This window comes from Hydrogenophaga sp. RWCD_12 (genome assembly GCF_046604225.1).
In the GTDB taxonomy this organism is placed as follows: Bacteria; Pseudomonadota; Gammaproteobacteria; order Burkholderiales; family Burkholderiaceae_C; genus Hydrogenophaga.
This window is the reverse complement of the sequence record NZ_JBKIXC010000002.1, coordinates 362,224-378,348: the sequence shown is the minus strand read 5'-3', so window position 1 is coordinate 378,348 and position 16,125 is coordinate 362,224. Positions and strand designations below refer to the sequence as shown.

The following is a 16,125-nucleotide window of genomic DNA, read 5'->3' as shown; positions in this document are numbered from 1 at the left end:
TTGCCCGCCATACTGGGCGCCATGACCCCGTCACGCCCGCGCGGCACTTCGTCCCCGTCGGCCCTCTGGGCGTTGATGACCGGCAACTTCGTGATCGGCACCGGCGTGATGGCGGTGCCCGGCACGCTCAATGACATCAGCCATTCGCTGAACGTGTCGATTCCGCAGGCCGGCCTGCTGATCACCGCCGGCGCGCTGGTCATGGGACTGGGCGCTCCCCTGCTGGCCACGCTGGTCGCAGGCTGGGACCGGCGCCGCCTGCTCACGCTCACCCTGCTCTGGTACGCGCTGTTTCTCGGTCTGTCTGCGTTCGCGCCCGACTACGGCTGGCTGATGCCGTTGCGCGTGCTGGCCGTGATCGCGCCAGCGGTGTTCACGCCGCAGGCGGCCGCCTGCATCGGCCTGCTGGTGCCCGAGACGCAGCGCGGGCGCGCCATCGCCTTCGTGTTCCTGGGCTGGTCGGTGGCCTCGGTGCTGGGCATGCCGCTGTCGGCCTGGATCGGCGGCATGTTCGGCTGGCGCTGGGCCTTCGGCCTGGTCGCGGTGCTGGCGCTGCTGGTGGCGGCCTGGGTCTGGCGCGCCATGCCCGACCAGGTGCGCCCCGCCGCGCTCTCGCGCGAAGCCTGGGGCCAGACGCTGGGGTACGCGCCGCTGACGCTGGCGCTGGGCGTGACCCTGCTGTCGGCCTTCGGCCAGTTCACGCTGTTTTCCTATTTCGCGCCGTACCTGCAGCAGACCCACGGCGCCGACCCGGTGTTGCTGTCGCTGATCTTCTTCTGGTTCGGGGCCTTCGGCCTGATCGGCAACATCGCCCTGACCCGCTGGGTCGACCGGCTGGGCACGCCGCGCGCGGTGATGATCGCGCTGTCGCTGATGGCGCTCAGCCTCGCGCTCTGGCCGCTGGGTCGTGCGGGCCTGGTGCCGCAGGCGCTGGTGATGGTGCCCTGGGCGCTGGGCTGCTTCTCCTGCAACTCCGGGCAGCAGGCGCGGCTGGTGCAGCTCTCACCGGTGCTGGCGCCGGCTTCGGTGGCGCTCAACACCTCGGCCATGTACGCCGGTCAGGGCATGGGGGCCGCCCTGGGCGGCGCGCTGATCGCACAGGGCCACATGCTGCAGCTGCACTGGGTCGGGCTGGTGCTGATGCTGGCCGCCATGGCGCTGAGCTGGCGGGCGGCCCGGGCTCAGTCCCGTCCAGCCTGACGGCAATCCACAAAGGCCCTGGGCGCCAGCATCTCGGTCGGCAACAGATCGAAGTAGCGGCGAATCGCCCGGGAGGCGTGCGAGGCATCGTAGAACCCCCCGGCGCCGACCAGCTCGGTGGCGCTGTGCGACTGGCCGCGCTGTTGTGCCTCGCATGCACCGACGGCCACCTGATAGAGCCGGACCCACGACTGGTAGCTCGACAGCGTCATGCCCACCTGCTGCCGGAACAGCTTGCGCACGTGTTCGGCCGACAGACCCAGCTCTGCGGCCACGGCGGCGGGGTCCGCACGCCCCTCACCCCGCATGTGCAGGCGCTCGCGCAAACCGGTCAGCCGGGCATCCAGGGGCGCTGCCCCCGACTGCGCCAGTACCTCGGCGAGCACCGCGCCCACACAGCGCCCGACCTGGGGGGCAGGCACCCCGCCGCCGCACAGCGCCGGCAGGTCCATGCCGTGGCGACACATCAGATCGGCATCGGGCCAGGGCGCCACGCCGGCCAACGCTCGCCGTTGCAGGCCGGCGCCCGCCGCAGACAAAGGATCGGCATACAGAAAGGCCATCGCACTGGGCCGGGCCATGCCACTCCAGGCCCCGCCCGCATGCATGAACACCGGTGCACGAACCTCGCTGCCGTTGCGCAAGGTGAGCGTGGCCGGCGCTGGCCCGGAACTCCACACCAGCGCGGGCGCGACGTTCTGGGACAGGTTGAAGCGCAACCCGGGATCGGCGTACATCAGCCAGTCATGGCCCAGGTAAACCACTCCGGCAATGGCGTGTGCGTCCAGCATCGGGATTACCCGCGGTTCCCCGCGGCGTACAAGACGCCGTGAAACCCGATTCCTAGCATGGGCCTCGCCCGTCGCACCGTGGCAACCGCCCGGGCCGTCCCGGCCGCGCGCGAGCGATCCCCAATTTGCAAGGAAGCACGAGGATGAAACATTCATTCAGCATAAACCCGGTTGCGCCTCATGGGCGCCGCGTCCTGACCCTGACCAGCCTGCTCCTGGGCGGTCTGCTGCTGGCCGCCTGCGGCGGCAGCGACGCTGCGCCACCTCCTGCGTCACGTCCGCTGGCCCAGGCGTGTGCCACGTATGTGCCCAACAAGCTGCCGGTCAACGCCCGCTTCGAGCGCACCGAACTGCGCAAAGCCCAGACCGTGAACGAATCGCACTACGGCACCGGCGAGTCCATCACCCTGCCCAGGGCCTGCATCGTGCGCGGCACCATCGTGTCCGGCCCAGGCTCCACCATCCACTGGGCCGTGGAGCTGCCGGACGGCAAGGACTGGAACGGCAAGACCATGACGCTGGGTGGCGGGGGTTTCGACGGTTTCATCCCCACGGACGACCCCTGGCACGTGAAGTACGTACAGACTGACGCGGCGCTGCCGTTCGTGCGCATCAGCTCCGATTCGGGCCACCAGACGGAGGACTTCTCCTGGGGCACAGACCCGGTGGCCCTGCAGAACCACGCCCAGGAAGCCAACCACCTGGCGCTGCAGGTGGGCACGCACATCGCCACCCAGTTCTACGGCAAGGCCCCCACACGGCGCTACATGGTGGGCCACTCCAACGGCGGCCGCTCGGGCCTGATCGCCGCCGACCGCTACCCCAACGACTACGACGGCGTGCTGGCCATGGCCCCCGCCATCAGCCAGCAGGCCCATCAGGTCAACATGGGTGACTTCAACCGCTGGATCTACGGCCGCCACCCGGACGGCAGCGTGGATGCCGGCGTGCCCGCGCAGGAGAACTGGATCAGCCCCGCCAAGTCGGCCCTGTACGCAGCCGCCGAGATCGCGGCCTGCGACAACCTCGACGGACTGGCCGACGGCATCATCGGCAACGTCGAGGCCTGCACCTACGTGCCCACCAACCTCAAGTGCGCAGACGACATCGGCGGTGCCCTGGACGACAGCTGCCTCACCTCGGGTCAGATCGAGGCCATCCGGCTGAACTACGCGGACAAGACCGTGCCCCTGACCCTGGCCAACGGCATGACCGGCTATCAACGCTACGGTCGCGGCGGCGCCGCCACCGGCGACTGGCAGGTCTACGCATTCGGCACCGAGTACGACGGCGACTTCCTGCGCAAAGGCTTCAGCTACATCGCACCCACGTCGGTCATCCAGGCCCTGACAGGCTCTGAAGCGGCCGACTCCATGAACCACAACCCGCTGAGCTTGAGCGAGAAGTGGCAGGCGCTGTCCCGCACCATGGAGCCCTCGACCGATCTCGGCCGCTTCGCCCAGCGCGGCAAGCTGCTGGTCTGGTACGGCCTGGCCGACACCTGCGTCTCGGTGTACCGCACCGCGGCCTATCTCGACCAGGTGCGCCAGAGCAGCGGCAGCGCCAAGTTCGACCGCTTCGCGCGTTTTGTCACGTCGCCGGGTGTGGGGCACGACCTGATGGGGCCGGGAGCGGCCAGGGCCAACCTCATCACCGCCCTGGTGGACTGGGTGGAAAAAGGCGTCGCACCGGACCACCTGGTGGCCACCGGCACCTCCGACGTTGGCACGTTCGAGCGCCCGCTGTGTCCCTACCCCAGCTTCCCGAAGTACCGGGGCAGCGGCGACACCACCAAGGCCAGCAACTTTGTCTGTTCGGTGAACTGAGCTGGCGGCGGAACATGCCGACCGCGCATCGCCTGGCACAAGGCCGGCGATGCGTCAGAACCGCTCGTACCCCAGCAAGTAGCGCCACTGCCCGACCGGCAGCCCGGACAGCGCGATGCGCCCCAGGCGCAGGCGCCGCAGGGCTGTCAGCTGCACGCCCGCACGCTCGCACAGGTGCGCGACCTGCCCGGGCCGGTTGCCCTTGATCGCCAGCCGCAGGCGTTGCTCGCTCTGCCAGCTGGCACGCGCCGAAGGCACGGCCCAGCCGTCGAAGAACAGCGGCTTGCCCAGCGACTTGAGCACCGCGTCGCGGCGGTCCTCGTCTTCGAGTGCCGGGTCGGCCGCCACCTCGGCCAGCCATTCGTGCTCGAGCTGGGTCGCGTCCTCGGTCATCTTGCGCGCCACACCCGGGTTCTGGGTGAATACCATCAAGCCACTGGCCAGATTGCCCAGCGGAGCCACCGGCAACAGCTTGTGCATGTGGGCCTTGAGCGGGCGCACGCCCGAGCGGTCGCCCGCAAAGCGCTCGGCCGGCGTGAACCAGCGGGCCGCGACGTCGTCGGGAAGAAACGGTGCCTCGGACAACACCTGCCCGGCCGGCTTGTGCCAGATCAGCGTGACCGAAGCCAGCGATTCAAGCTTTGCCTTCGGGTCAAGGGTGACGACCTGTTCGTCGCGCACCCGCTCCATCGGCTCCTCGACCACCACCCCGTCCACGCGCACCCAGCCACCAGCGATGTAGCGCTCGGCATCGCTGCGCGAGCAGGGCAGCTGGGCCGCGAGGCGTTTGGCCAGACGCACACTGTCACTGCCCGGAACCAGATCGTTGTTCACTGTTGCTCACCTATCATTCACACGCAAACACACCACATCAGGGAAACGTCATGGCGATTGTTGTCGAGGGACTGCATTATTCATGGGGCCGGCATGCCCTGTTCGACAATCTGAGCACACACACCGGTCCTCAAGGCGTATTCGGTCTCTTCGGTCGCAACGGCAGCGGCAAATCGTCCCTCCTCAAAATCCTGGCTGGCCTGCTGGCACCAGATCGGGGCCTGGTGAAGGTCAACGGGTTTGAACCGCGCCAGCGCAGCGCAGAATTCCTTGCCGGCATCTACCTGCTGCCCGAAGAGTTTCACCTGCCGGACCTGTCCACCGGCGCGCTGGGGCGCACTCAGGCACCGTTCTATCCCAACTTCGACGATGCCTTGTTCGAACAGGCACTGGCCGCCTTCGAGGTGCCGGACAACCTGCGCTTTTCCCGCATGAGTCTGGGTCAGAAGAAAAAAGCTGCCATCGCACTGGCTCTGGCCACCATGACCCCCGTGCTGCTCATGGACGAGCCCACCAACGGTCTGGACATCGTCAGCCGCGCCACTTTCAAGCAACTGCTCAGCCACGATCGGCAGCGCCAGCGGCTGGTGGTGATCAGCACCCACCAGGCTCATGACCTCGAAAGCCTGATGAATCACATCTGGTTCATCGACAACGGTCGCATCGTTCTCAGCGCCAGCACACAAGTCTTGTCACAGGCACTGGAAATGGGTACCGCATCTCAAGGCAGCGAAATCCCGCAAGACCGCCTGCTGTATCGCGAACCCATCGGGCACCACACGGCCTGGCTGGCGCGCCGCGCTACGGGGAAGCCACCACCGGCCGAAGCCACACCGGTTCAGCTGGAGCTCCTGTACAAGGCTCTGAGCCACTCACAATCCGCCGTGATCGACGCCGTCCACGCCCACACCCCGGAGGTGCTCGCATGACGCCTGTCACACACACCTTCAGCGCCCAGCGCTTTGCCCTGTTGGCGCGCAGCCACTGGCGATCCCAGCTTCGCCACTACCTTAGCTGGCTGCTGGTCTGCACCATCATCGCGGTTCCTGTGCTCGCCCTGCACCTGATAGACATGGCTCGGGGAGAGATGATCCACTTCACCAGTGCCACCCAAGAGGGCCTTTATTTCACGGGACTGCTGCTGTTTGGTCCGGTGTTCGCTGCACAGCACTTCGGACCGATGCGCCGGCGCGAGCACGCATTGCAGGTACTGATGCAGCCGGCTTCGGTGACCGAAAAGTGGTCGCTGGCGGCCCTGACCGTTCTGTTGGTCTTCCCGCTGGTTTACACCGTCTGGTTCGCCATCCTGGCCGGACCGGTCGGAGCGCTGAGTTTCTGGTGGGACTCGCAGGTTTACCAGCAACTCCTGAGCAGCAACCCAACGCCCAGCGCCAACATAACCTCACCGGAGGCTGCTTTCTACGAGCTCTACCTGCCCTTCCGCTCTGCGCACGACCGTCGGCCAGAGGCCTTGTTGTTCCTTTGTCATGCCGCGCTGGCTGGACTGGCCGTCACGGGCAGCCTGCTGTTCCGGCGAGCCCCATTTTTGTCGACCCTGGTTGCCGGCTTCCTGGTGGCGCTCGGCGCGATGTTCGCCGCGCTGCTCGCACCACCGGGCAGTGACCTGGCACGGGTGCTCTTGCGCTGGTGGGCATTCACCGACACCGATCCAGCAACGATGGGAGTGCATGTACTCAACGCCTGGCTCTGGCTGGTCGTTCCATGCCTGCTCTGGGCGACCGCCTGGCGTGGTCTGAAAGAGAGGGAGCTCACATGAGTACCACCCTCGTGTCACGACGCGATCCTGGGCCCAGACGCTGGCTCGCGCGGCGCTCCGCCGACCTGCTGCTGGCCTTCACAGCCGCTTCTGTGTGGATCGCGGTGGTGCTCGCCGGGCACCTTGCTCCTCCCTCGGACGGCAGCGTTTTGATTCCACGCAGCGCCATTGGCCAAGCTCACCATGTCCGCCTGGAAGCGCCCAACGAGCCATACCTGCCATTCAAGGTGGTCTTTGAAGCTCGCGAAGACATCGAGATCCGCTGGCGCCAGAGCAACGCACAGCCGCCGACCTGGACCGTGCAAGGCGACGATCTGGTGCTGACGGTTCACAGCCAATCGCTGCAGAACGTCGAGCTGGCAATGCCTGTCTGGCTCAACAGCCTGGAAGGCCGGCAGATCGCCGTGTCCACCACACCCGGCCTTACCCTTGATTCTTTGTCACTGGTGGCTGGTCGCATCGACGAAGTCAAAGGCAAAGTGACGCGCCTGTCGGTCACGACGGGTCATCCAGAATGCGCAGTTCCACCGGGAGGAAGACCCGATCCCGGGAATCAGTACTACGGCAACGTCCGGATCGACTCCGAAGGCACCCAGCGCCTCACAGTTCGTGCCGTGTCCGGAGCAGTCCGCTTGAGCAACCTGTCATCAGTGGCGAGCGCCGACGTGACAGTCGCACCAGGAGTAGCGCTGGAGGTTGATGACGCCATGCAGGTCAAGCGCCTGCGTCTGGACACACTCACACCGGATGCAGCGGCCTCGATCCACTGGGCAGCGCCGAACTGCAAGGAGCGCAAAGGCAGTTGAGTCTGCGCCGACTTCGCTTCCACTTCAGGGATGGACCAAGCTGGCGTTCCGAAAACCCAAGAGCAAAAGGCCTGCGTACAGCGGGCCTTCTTGCTCGATCCGTCAGATCGACTTGCCTGTCACGACGAGAACAGGAAGTTCATCACGTCGCCATCCTTAACGACGTATTCCTTGCCTTCGGCCCGCATCTTGCCGGCGTCTTTCGCGCCCTGTTCGCCCTTGAACTGGATGAAGTCGTCGAAGGCGATGGTCTGGGCGCGGATGTAGCCCTTCTCGAAGTCGGTGTGGATCACGCCGGCCGCCTGTGGGCCGGTGTCGCCGACGTGGATGGTCCAGGCGCGCACTTCCTTCACACCGGCGGTGAAGTAGGTCTGCAGGCCCAGCAGCTTGTAGGCGGCGCGGATCAGACGGTTCAGGCCCGGTTCGTCCTGGCCCAACTCCTTGAGGAATTCCAGCCGGTCGGCGTCGTCCATCTCGGACAGTTCGGCCTCGATCTTGGCGCAGATGGCGACCACGGGCGCGTTCTGCTTGTCGGCAAAGGCGCGCAGGCGGTCAAGGAACGGGTTGTTCTCGAAACCGTCTTCCGACACGTTGGCCACGAACATCGCCGGCTTGGCGGTGATCAGGAAGAACTGCTTGAGCTGGGCAGCTTCTTCCTTGCTGAAGTCGATGGTGCGCACCGGCTGGCTGTCGTTCAGCGCGGTCTGGCACTTCTCCAGGATCGCCAGTTGCTTGATCGATTCCTTGTCGCCCGAGCGCGCGGTCTTGCTCACGCGGTGGATCGCTTTCTCCACCGACGACAGGTCGGCCAGGCACAGCTCGGTCTGGATGACTTCGATGTCGGCGATCGGGTCAACCTTGTTGGCGACGTGGATCACGTTCGGGTCTTCGAAGCAGCGCACCACGTTGACGATGGCGTCGGTCTCGCGGATGTGTGCCAGGAACTTGTTGCCCAGGCCTTCACCGGTGCTGGCACCGGCCACCAGGCCGGCGATATCCACAAATTCCACGATGGCCGGGACGACGCGTTCGGGTTTGACGATGTCCGACAGCTGGGACAGCCGCGGATCGGGCACTTCCACCACGCCGGTGTTGGGCTCGATGGTGCAGAAGGGGTAGTTTTCGGCGGCGATGCCGGCCTTGGTCAGGGCGTTGAAAAGGGTGGACTTGCCGACGTTGGGCAGGCCGACGATGCCGCATTGGAGACTCATGGAATACCTCGAAAAATCAACCCGAAAGTGTATGCGATGGCCCCGCTTGCGGTAGGCTGTGCGGTTCTGGCAGATCCCAGAAGCGCTCGGAGACAACACAGATGGAAGTCCAGGCCACCGGCAATTCGCCCCTGTACCTGTTCGAGAAATTCGAGGTCGGTGTGATCCACCTCGACGCCGCGCGCAACGTGGTGGCGATGAACGATTTCGCCCGCAAGGTACTGCCGGTGGGCGAAAAGCAGCCGTTCGACAAGCTGGTCACCTCGTTCCACCCCGAGCGATCCAAACCCAAGGTCAACTTCCTGCTGGACCAGGCATCGGGCTGCCCCGTGGCCAGCTCCACGCCGATGACCATGATCATCAACATCCCCGAACAGGTGCTGTTGATCAAGGTGACCCGGCTGGGCGACCACCTCGGCACCACCACCGGCTTTGTGCTGGTGTTCTACGACGTGACCCAGGTGGTGAGCCAGGATTCACCGGCGACCGCCGATCTGCCCGCGCCGGCCAACCTGCGACTGAACCGCATCCCCATGGTGGCCAACCACAAGGTGGCCTTCGTCGACACCGCCGACGTGCTGAGCCTGGAATCTCAGGCGCACTATACCCGCGTGCTCACGCGCGACGGCTTCCATTTCTGCAACCTCAGCATCGGCGACCTGCAAGCCCGGCTGGACCCGGCGCAGTTCATGCGCGTGCACCGCTGCTTCATCGTCAACCTGCAGGCGGTCGCCGAACTCGGGCGCGAAGGCAGCAAGACGCAGGTCGTACTCAAGGGCAAACACCGCGAGCCGATCCCGGTGGCGCGGGGTGAGGTGGCCAGGCTGCGTGAGGCCCTGGGTCTGCTGGCCAGGCACTGATTTCCGGGCGATTCTGCGGCCTAGGACTTACCCGTATTGCCATGCTGCGGGCGCCTGATCTGAGCATTTCGTGCAGCCAGACATGCAGTTCGTGCGAAAAACCGGTCGTTTTGTGAACTCCTGAGTTCAAGACCCGACTGCGGTGTCGGAAACCACGTCTCCCCCAGACTGGGTTGGCATTGACAAACGTCAATCGTCCCACCCGGAAGACCAGGAGACACCACGATGATTCCACCGCGTTTCGAGTACCACGCGCCCAAGTCGGTCGGCGAGGCCGTGGCCCTGCTGGGCCAGCTCGGGTCCGATGCCAAGCTGCTGGCCGGCGGCCACAGCCTGCTGCCCATGATGAAGCTGCGGTTCGCGCAGCCGGCCCATCTGATCGACATCAACCGCATCCCGGAGCTGCGCGGCATCCGCGAAGAAGGCGGCACGGTGGTGATCGGCGCGATGACGGTGGAAAACGACCTGATCAGCTCCCCCGTCGTGCAGGCCAGGCTGCCGCTGCTGGCCGAAGCGGCCAAGCTGATCGCCGACCCGCAGGTGCGCAACCGCGGCACCATCGGCGGCGACATCGCCCACGGCGACCCGGGCAACGACCACCCGGCCCTCTCGCTGGCGATCGAAGCCTCCTTCGTGCTTGAAGGCCCGAAAGGCCGTCGCACCGTGGCCGCCGACGGCTTCTTCCTGGGCACCTACATGACGCTGCTGGAAGAGAACGAGGTGATGGTCGAGATCCATGCCCCCGCCTTTGCGCAGGGCACCGGTTGGGCCTACGAAAAACTCAAGCGCAAGACCGGTGACTGGGCCACGGCCGGCTGCGCGGTCGTGCTGCGCAAGACCGGCAACACCGTCAGCCATGTGCGCATCGCGCTGACCAACGTGGCGCCCTCCGCGCTGCGCGCCGAAGCCGCAGAAGCCGCCCTGCTGGGCCAGGCCTTCACGCCCGCCACCGTGCAGGCCGCCGCCGACGCGGCCATTGCCATCTGCGACCCGGCCGAAGACCTGCGCGGCGACGCCGAATACAAGACCGCCATGGCCGGCGAAATGGTCAAGCGCGCCCTGACCGCCGCCTGGGCGCGCTGCGCCTGAATACAAGGAGACACCCCATGGCCAAGAAACTCATCAACGTCAGCGTCAACGGCAAGAACGAAGAGAAGGCGGTCGAGCCGCGCACCCTGCTGATCCACTTCCTTCGCGAAGAGCTCAACCTGACCGGCGCCCACATCGGGTGCGAGACCAGCCACTGCGGCGCCTGCACAGTCGACATCGACGGCCGCTCTGTCAAGAGCTGCACCCACCTGGCCGTGCAGTGCGACGGATCGGAGGTGCTCACCGTCGAAGGCCTGGCCAACAAGGGCGTGCTGCACGCGGTGCAGGAAGGCTTCTACAAGGAACACGGCCTGCAGTGCGGCTTCTGCACCCCCGGCATGCTCATGCGCGCCTACCGCTTCCTGCAGGACAACCCGAACCCGACCGAGGCCGAAATCCGCATGGGCATGAGCGGCAACCTCTGCCGCTGCACCGGTTACCAGAACATCGTCAAGGCGGTGCAGTACGCCGCCAAGAAGTTGCAAGAACCCGCCACGGCCTGAACCCCATTCACGGAGAACCCCACATGAACGCACCGGTACAAACCGCCGAAGCCCGTGAAATCGCCCTGGCTGGCATGGGCGTCTCGCGCCTGCGCAAGGAAGACGCCCGATTCATCCAGGGCAAGGGCAACTATGTCGACGACATCAAGATGCCCGGCATGCTGCACATGGACATCGTGCGCAGCCCGCTGGCCCACGCCCGCATCAAGAAAATCAACAAGGAAGCGGCGCTCGCCATCCCCGGCGTGCACGCGGTGCTGACGGCCGACGACCTCAAGCCGCTCAAGCTGCACTGGATGCCGACCCTGGCCGGTGACGTGGCCGCCGTGCTGGCCGACGAGAAGGTGCACTTCCAGATGCAGGAAGTGGCCATCGTCATCGCCGACGACCGCTACATCGCCGCCGACGCGGTGGAAGCCGTCGAGGTGGAATACGAAGAGCTGCCGGTGGTGATCGACCCCTACGCAGCCCTGCAGCCCGACGCGCCGGTGATCCGCGAAGACCTGGCCGGCAAGACCAGCGGCGCCCACGGCCCGCGCGAGCACCACAACCACATCTTCACCTGGGACGCGGGCGACAAGGCCGCGACCGACGCGGTGTTTGCCAACGCGCCTGTCAAGGTCAGCCAGCACATGTACTACCCGCGCGTGCACCCCTGCCCGCTGGAGACCTGCGGCTGCGTGGCCAGCTTCGACCCGGTGCGCGGCGACCTGACCACCTACATCACCAGCCAGGCGCCGCACGTGGTGCGCACCGTGGTCTCGCTGCTCTCGGGCATCCCCGAGTCCAAGGTCCGCATCGTCAGCCCCGACATCGGCGGCGGCTTCGGCAACAAGGTCGGTGTCTACCCCGGCTATGTCTGCGCCATCGTTGCGTCCATCGTGCTGGGCCGTCCGGTCAAGTGGGTCGAGGACCGGGTGGAAAACATCTCCACCACCGCCTTTGCGCGGGACTACCACATGGACGGCGAAATCGCCGCCACGCCCGACGGCAAGATCACCGCTCTGCGCGTGAACGTGATCGCCGACCACGGCGCCTTCGACGCCTGCGCCGACCCGACCAAGTTCCCGGCTGGCATGTTCCACATCGTCTCGGGCAGCTACGACATCCCGGCCGCGCACTGTTCGGTCAAGGGCGTGTACACCAACAAGGCGCCCGGTGGCGTGGCCTACCGCTGCAGCTTCCGCGTGACCGAAGCGGTGTATCTGGTGGAGCGCATGGTCGACGTGCTGGCGCAGAAGCTGGGCATGGACAAGGCCGAGATCCGCGCCAAGAACTTCATCCGCAAGGAACAGTTCCCCTACACCAGCGCCTTCGGTTTTGAATACGACAGCGGCGACTACCACACGGCCCTCAAGAAGGTGCTCAACGCGGTCGACTACCCCGCGCTGCGCGCCGAGCAGGCCGCCAGGCGCGCCGACCCTACAGCCAAGACCCTGATGGGCATTGGTCTCGTGACCTTCACCGAGGTGGTGGGCGCCGGCCCGAGCAAGATGTGCGACATCCTGGGCGTGGGCATGTTCGACTCCTGCGAGATCCGCATCCACCCGACCGGCAGCGCGATTGCGCGAATGGGGACGATCACGCAGGGCCAGGGCCACCAGACCACCTACGCGCAGATCATCGCCACCGAGCTGGGCATCCCGTCGGAGGTGATCCAGGTCGAGGAAGGCGACACCAGCACCGCGCCGTATGGCCTCGGCACCTATGGCTCGCGCTCCACACCGGTGGCCGGCGCGGCCATCGCTTTGGCCGCGCGCAAGATCCACGCGAAGGCGCGCAAGATCGCGGCCCACATGCTCGAAGTCAACGAGAACGACCTCGACTGGGAAGTGGACCGCTTCAAGGTCAAGGGCGACGACAGCAAGTTCAAGACCATGGCCGACGTGGCCTGGCAGGCCTACCACCAGCCGCCCGCCGGGCTGGAGCCGGGCCTGGAAGCCGTGCACTACTACGACCCGCCCAACTTCACCTTCCCCTTCGGCATCTACCTGTGTGTGGTCGACATCGACCGCGCCACCGGCGAGACCAAGATCCGCCGCTTCTACGCCCTGGACGACTGCGGCACCCGCATCAACCCGATGATCATCGAGGGCCAGATCCACGGCGGCCTGACCGAGGGTTTCGCGGTGGCCATGGGCCAGCAGATGCCGTTCGACGCGCAGGGCAACCTGATGGGCAACACCCTGATGGACTACTTCCTGCCCACCGCTGTGGAAACGCCGCACTGGGAAACCGACCACACCGTCACGCCCAGCCCGCACCACCCCATCGGCGCCAAGGGCGTGGCCGAGTCGCCGCACGTGGGGAGCATTCCCACCTTCACCTCGGCCGTGGTCGATGCGTTCTCGCACATCGGTGTGACGCACATGGACATGCCGCATACCTCGTTCCGCGTCTGGAAAGAACTCAAGGCCCGCGGTCTCAATCTCTGATCGGCAATACAAGATGGAAGTCAAACTCGACAAACGCTACCCTCTGGATGTAGACCCGGCCCGCGCCTGGGCCATCCTGGGCGACCTCAAGGCCGTGGCCGGCTGCATGCCCGGCGCCGAGCTGACCGAACAACTCTCCGACACGTCCTACAAGGGCGGCGTCAAGGTCAAGGTCGGCCCGGCCGTGGCCCAGTTCGGTGGCCAGGTGGACGTGCTGGATAAAGACGAAGCGGCGCGCAAGATGGTGCTGCGCGGCAAGGGCGCGGACAAGGGCGGTACGTCCGCGTCCATGGACTTGGCTGCGACCATCGAGGCCGATCCCGCCAACCCGGCCCACAGCGTGCTCCACGGCGACGCGGCCGTCATCGTCAACGGCAAGTTCGCCCAGTTCGGTGGCCGCATGATGGTGCAGGTGTCCGACATGATCCTGGTGCAGTTCGTCGAGAACTTCCGCCAGGCCGCGCTGGCCTTGCCGGCGCCCCCGTCGTCCGCGGAGACTGCCGATACCGCCACGGCTTCCGGCGCGAGCGCTGAAGCCGCACCGGCTGAGCCCTTGGCTGCCACGGCACCCCGCACCGCCCCGCCGGTGGCGCAGGAGATCAACGGCCTGGCCATCGTCTGGGCACTGGTGAAAAACTGGTGGCTGGGTCTGTTCGGCAAGAAAGCCTGAACCATGGACACCCCCGCCACCAACGACCGCCAGCTGCGCGAATCGCTGCAGCAGGTGGGTTACCTCGCCGACGCCGACCTGGCCACCACGGTGTGGCTGGCCGGCGAGTTGCAGCGGCCGCTGCTGCTCGAGGGCGACGCGGGGGTGGGGAAGACTGCTCTGGCCACCTCGCTGGCGCAGGCCCAGGAGGCTGTCCTGGTGCGGCTGCAGTGTTTCGAGGGCCTGGACCTGGCGCAGGCGGCCTACGAATGGAACTACGGCCGCCAGCTGATGGCGATCCGCCTGCACGACGGACAGCCCGGCACGGTCAAAGAGTCCGACGTCTTCAGCCGCGAGTTCCTGCTGGAGCGGCCGCTGCTCAAGGCCATCAGCCAGGACGGGCCCTGCGTGCTGCTGATCGACGAGATCGACCGCGCCGACGAGGCCTTCGAGGCCTTTCTGCTCGAAGTGCTGGCCGACTACCAGATCACCGTGCCCGAGATCGGCACCCTGCGCGCGCGCCACATCCCGCGCGTCATCCTCACCAGCAACGGCACGCGCGAACTGTCCGACGCGCTGCGCCGCCGCTGCCTGTACCACCACCTCGACTACCCCACGCTCTCGCGCGAGATCGCCATCGTCAAAACCGCCCTGCCCGAGGCCGACACACGGCTGGTGGAAGAAGCGGTGCAGTTCGTGCAGCGCCTGCGCCACGAAGACCTGAGCAAGATCCCTGGCATCGCCGAGACGCTGGACTGGGTCAACGCGCTGCACCGCATGCACCACCACACCCTGCCCGAGGACATGGCGGTGCTGCTGACGACGCTGGGCTGCCTGCTCAAGACGCGCGAAGACCGCTTCGTGCTCGGCGCCGACCGCGCGCGCCAGCTGATCGAAGGCCGGCGCACCGTGGGTGTGGCCGAAAAAGCCCCTGCCAACGCGGCCGCCTCATGAACCACACGCCCGCGCTCGCCCCCAGCGAAACGCTCGCCGGTTTCGCGGCCCTGCTGCGCGACCACGGGCTGACAGTGGGTGTGGCCGAGCAGCAGGCCATGCTGCAGGCCGCGCTGGCGCTCGGCGCGCTGAGCGGCGCCCGCCTGAACGCGGCCTGGCGCGCCATCGCCTGCCACAGCGCGCGCGAATGGCGGCTCTGGCCCGACCTGTTTGACCGCTACTGGCACCCCGAGCGCCTGCGCGGCTCGGTGCGCGTGAGCGGGCAGACACGCCCTTCGCGCGACCTGCGCCAGTCGGTGCAGCAGATGCGTGAACAGATGGACGCGACCCAGCAGCCGCCCACCCCGGCGAAGTCCGCCCCGCAGACCGCGGCCGATGCGGCGCTGGCCGGCACCGGCGACAGCGAGGCCGGCAGCCCGCGCGCCATGGGCGGCGCCAGCCGCAGCGCGCCGCAGATGGAAGCCCTGCACCAGCGCGACGGCCAGATGTGGCTGCCGCAGGAGCTGGGCACGCTGCAGCGCCTGGCGCGCCAGATCACCGCGCAACTGCGCCCGCTGCCCACGCGGCGCTGGCGCGGCGTGCACCGCGGCCAGCGGCTGGACCTGCGCCAGACCCTGCGCCGCAGCGTGGCCTGGGGCGGCGAGCCGCTGGCGCCTGCCTGGCAAGTGCGGCGCGAGGAACCGCCGCGCCTGTTCATCCTGGCCGACGTGAGCCGCTCGATGGAGGCACACGCCGCGCTGTTCCTGCGCGTGGCGCGCGCCTTCGCCATCGAGGCGCAGGCCCGCGTGTTCGTGTTCCACACCCGGCTGGCCGAGGTCACGCCGCTGATGCAGCGTGACTCGGCCACGGTGCAGGAAAAGATCAACGCGGTGACCGCCGGCTTCGGCGCCGGCACCCGCATCGCCGCCAGCCTGCAGGACTTTGCCCGCACCCACGCCCGCGCCCAGCTGCGGCGCGGCGCGCGCGTGTGGGTGATGTCCGACGGCTTCGACACCGACGCCCCCGACCAGCTGGCCGAAGCGCTGCAGGCGCTGCGCGGCCGCGGCGCGCGCATCACCTGGTTCCACCCCACGCGCGGCGTGCCCGCGGCCGCCGCGGTGCAGGGTGCGCGCGAACACATCCACCGCTTCGTGCCGCTGGCCAGCCTGGCCGATCTGGCGGCGGCACGGCCCGTTCTGCATTAGATACAT

15 protein-coding genes are annotated in these 16,125 nt (G+C 67.1%); 12 read left to right on the top strand and 3 right to left on the bottom strand.

What is annotated here, in order from left to right:
• Positions 1 to 21 precede the first annotated feature (21 nt).
• Positions 22 to 1,200 carry an MFS transporter gene (locus ACLIJ1_RS08850; RefSeq protein ID WP_411365144.1) on the top strand — a complete coding sequence of 393 codons (1,179 nt, stop codon included), beginning with the start codon at positions 22 to 24 and terminating at the stop codon, positions 1,198 to 1,200.
• Here ACLIJ1_RS08850 and ACLIJ1_RS08845 read toward each other — a convergent pair.
• Complete coding sequence (locus tag ACLIJ1_RS08845; protein ID WP_411365143.1) at positions 1,182 to 1,991, bottom strand: helix-turn-helix domain-containing protein; 810 nt, start codon at positions 1,989 to 1,991, stop codon at positions 1,182 to 1,184. The two genes, ACLIJ1_RS08850 and ACLIJ1_RS08845, sit on opposite strands and share 19 nt — an antisense overlap.
• 143 nt (positions 1,992 to 2,134) lie before the next feature.
• Here ACLIJ1_RS08845 and ACLIJ1_RS08840 point away from each other — a divergent pair, with 143 nt between their 5' ends.
• Positions 2,135 to 3,817, top strand: coding sequence for a tannase/feruloyl esterase family alpha/beta hydrolase (locus ACLIJ1_RS08840; protein WP_411365142.1), 1,683 nt, complete (start codon positions 2,135 to 2,137; stop codon positions 3,815 to 3,817).
• 54 nt (positions 3,818 to 3,871) lie between these two features.
• Here the strand turns inward: ACLIJ1_RS08840 and ACLIJ1_RS08835 are convergent, their stop codons facing one another.
• Positions 3,872 to 4,651 carry an RNA pseudouridine synthase gene (locus ACLIJ1_RS08835; protein WP_411365141.1) on the bottom strand — a complete coding sequence of 260 codons (780 nt, stop codon included), beginning with the start codon at positions 4,649 to 4,651 and terminating at the stop codon, positions 3,872 to 3,874.
• Positions 4,652 to 4,653: 2 nt separating this feature from the next.
• On the opposite strand from ACLIJ1_RS08835, the gene ACLIJ1_RS08830 reads away from it, so the two are divergent.
• The 3 genes from ACLIJ1_RS08830 to ACLIJ1_RS08820 are packed head-to-tail and all read left to right on the top strand — an operon-like array spanning position 4,654 to position 7,234.
• Complete coding sequence (locus tag ACLIJ1_RS08830) at positions 4,654 to 5,580, top strand: ATP-binding cassette domain-containing protein (RefSeq protein ID WP_411365140.1); 927 nt, start codon at positions 4,654 to 4,656, stop codon at positions 5,578 to 5,580.
• Positions 5,577 to 6,428, top strand: coding sequence for a hypothetical protein (locus ACLIJ1_RS08825; RefSeq protein ID WP_411365139.1), 852 nt, complete (start codon positions 5,577 to 5,579; stop codon positions 6,426 to 6,428). Before ACLIJ1_RS08830 ends, ACLIJ1_RS08825 begins: the two co-directional genes overlap by 4 nt.
• A complete protein-coding gene (locus ACLIJ1_RS08820; RefSeq protein ID WP_411365138.1) occupies positions 6,425 to 7,234 on the top strand; it encodes a hypothetical protein in 810 nt (269 codons plus the stop codon). The genes ACLIJ1_RS08825 and ACLIJ1_RS08820 overlap by 4 nt, the downstream gene beginning before the upstream one ends.
• Positions 7,235 to 7,353: 119 nt before the next feature.
• Here the strand turns inward: ACLIJ1_RS08820 and ychF are convergent, their stop codons facing one another.
• Positions 7,354 to 8,445: a redox-regulated ATPase YchF gene (gene ychF, locus ACLIJ1_RS08815; protein ID WP_411365137.1), complete on the bottom strand. Its 1,092-nt coding sequence runs from the start codon at positions 8,443 to 8,445 to the stop codon at positions 7,354 to 7,356.
• Between the two features lie 101 nt (positions 8,446 to 8,546).
• Between ychF and ACLIJ1_RS08810 the strand changes: the two genes are divergently transcribed.
• The 7 genes from ACLIJ1_RS08810 (at position 8,547) to ACLIJ1_RS08780 (ending at position 16,119) form a co-directional block, all read left to right on the top strand.
• The gene (locus tag ACLIJ1_RS08810) at positions 8,547 to 9,305 is read left to right on the top strand and encodes a LytTR family transcriptional regulator DNA-binding domain-containing protein (protein ID WP_411365136.1); all 759 of its coding nucleotides are present in this window, start codon (positions 8,547 to 8,549) and stop codon (positions 9,303 to 9,305) included.
• A gap of 225 nt (positions 9,306 to 9,530) precedes the next feature.
• On the top strand, positions 9,531 to 10,394 hold the full coding sequence (locus ACLIJ1_RS08805; protein WP_411365135.1) for an FAD binding domain-containing protein: 864 nt from the start codon (positions 9,531 to 9,533) through the stop codon (positions 10,392 to 10,394).
• 17 nt (positions 10,395 to 10,411) lie between these two features.
• Positions 10,412 to 10,897 carry a (2Fe-2S)-binding protein gene (locus ACLIJ1_RS08800; RefSeq protein WP_411365134.1) on the top strand — a complete coding sequence of 162 codons (486 nt, stop codon included), beginning with the start codon at positions 10,412 to 10,414 and terminating at the stop codon, positions 10,895 to 10,897.
• A gap of 23 nt (positions 10,898 to 10,920) precedes the next feature.
• On the top strand, positions 10,921 to 13,332 hold the full coding sequence (locus ACLIJ1_RS08795) for an aerobic carbon-monoxide dehydrogenase large subunit (RefSeq protein ID WP_411365133.1): 2,412 nt from the start codon (positions 10,921 to 10,923) through the stop codon (positions 13,330 to 13,332).
• 13 nt (positions 13,333 to 13,345) lie between these two features.
• Positions 13,346 to 14,002 carry an SRPBCC family protein gene (locus tag ACLIJ1_RS08790; RefSeq protein ID WP_411365132.1) on the top strand — a complete coding sequence of 219 codons (657 nt, stop codon included), beginning with the start codon at positions 13,346 to 13,348 and terminating at the stop codon, positions 14,000 to 14,002.
• A gap of 3 nt (positions 14,003 to 14,005) precedes the next feature.
• Positions 14,006 to 14,935: an AAA family ATPase gene (locus ACLIJ1_RS08785; protein WP_411365131.1), complete on the top strand. Its 930-nt coding sequence runs from the start codon at positions 14,006 to 14,008 to the stop codon at positions 14,933 to 14,935.
• Positions 14,932 to 16,119, top strand: a complete 1,188-nt coding sequence (locus ACLIJ1_RS08780) for a VWA domain-containing protein (protein ID WP_411365130.1) — start codon at positions 14,932 to 14,934, stop codon at positions 16,117 to 16,119. The genes ACLIJ1_RS08785 and ACLIJ1_RS08780 overlap by 4 nt, the downstream gene beginning before the upstream one ends.
• Positions 16,120 to 16,125: the final 6 nt, after the last annotated feature.